Raw genomic sequence first — 1,208 nt, forward strand, 5'->3', positions numbered from 1 at the left:
CCAGTGGCTAGCTGAACAGTCTGGAAAGGCTGACCGTAGACGGTGATAGTCCGGTAGGTGAAAGCTGCTGGTCTTCTGTGGGTGTTCCCGAGTAGCGGCGGACCCCTGAAATCTGCCGTGAATCTGCCAGGACCACCTGGTAAGCCTAAATACTTCCTGGTGACCGATAGCGGACGAGTACCGTGAGGGAATGGTGAAAAGTACCCCGGGAGGGGAGTGAAATAGTACCTGAAACCGTTCGCCTACAATCCGTCGGAGCCTTGCGGGGTGACGGCGTGCCTTTTGAAGAATGAGCCTGCGAGTTAGTGGCATGTGGCGAGGTTAACCCGTGTGGGGGAGCCGTAGCGAAAGCGAGTCTGAATAGGGCGATTCAGTCGCGTGTCCTAGACCCGAAGCGGAGTGATCTAGCCATGGGCAGGCTGAAGCGCGGGTAAGACCGCGTGGAGGGCCGAACCCACCAACGTTGAAAAGTTGGGGGATGACCTGTGGTTAGGGGTGAAAGGCCAATCAAACTCCGTGATAGCTGGTTCTCCCCGAAATGCATTTAGGTGCAGCGTCGCGTGTTTCTTGCCGGAGGTAGAGCACTGGATGGTCTAGGGGGCCCACAAGCTTACCGAAATCAGCCAAACTCCGAATGCCGGTAAGTGAGAGCGCGGCAGTGAGACTGCGGGGGATAAGCTTCGTAGTCGAGAGGGAAACAGCCCAGATCACCAGCTAAGGCCCCTAAGCGTGTGCTAAGTGGAAAAGGATGTGGGGTCGCATAGACAACCAGGAGGTTGGCTTAGAAGCAGCCACCCTTTAAAGAGTGCGTAATAGCTCACTGGTCAAGTGGTTCCGCGCCGACAATGTAGCGGGGCTCAAGCACACCGCCGAAGCTGTGGCATTCACATTTTTACCTCGCTTGGACTTGATTCCTTGTGCAGGTGTGTGGATGGGTAGGGGAGCGTCGTGCCGCGGGTGAAGCAGCGGGGTGACCCAGTTGTGGACGCGGCACGAGTGAGAATGCAGGCATGAGTAGCGAAAGAAGGGTGAGAAACCCTTCCGCCGGATGACCAAGGGTTCCAGGGCCAGGCTAATCCGCCCTGGGTGAGTCGGGACCTAAGGCGAGGCCGAGAGGCGTAGTCGATGGACAACGGGTTGATATTCCCGTACCCGCGAAGGAGCGACCCTGATGAACCTCGTTGTGCTAACCACCCGAGCTGCCGGAT

At 57.6% G+C, this 1,208-nt stretch carries 1 rRNA gene (only partly in view); it reads left to right on the top strand.

Annotation, left to right across the window (positions count from 1 at the left end):
* Positions 1-1,208: ribosomal RNA gene (locus ACIBBA_RS33545) — 23S ribosomal RNA — on the top strand (its annotated part extends 227 nt beyond the left edge of the window); the annotation flags it as partial.

Source organism: Micromonospora sp. NPDC051006 (assembly GCF_044456245.1).
In the GTDB taxonomy this organism is placed as follows: Bacteria; Actinomycetota; Actinomycetes; order Mycobacteriales; family Micromonosporaceae; genus Micromonospora.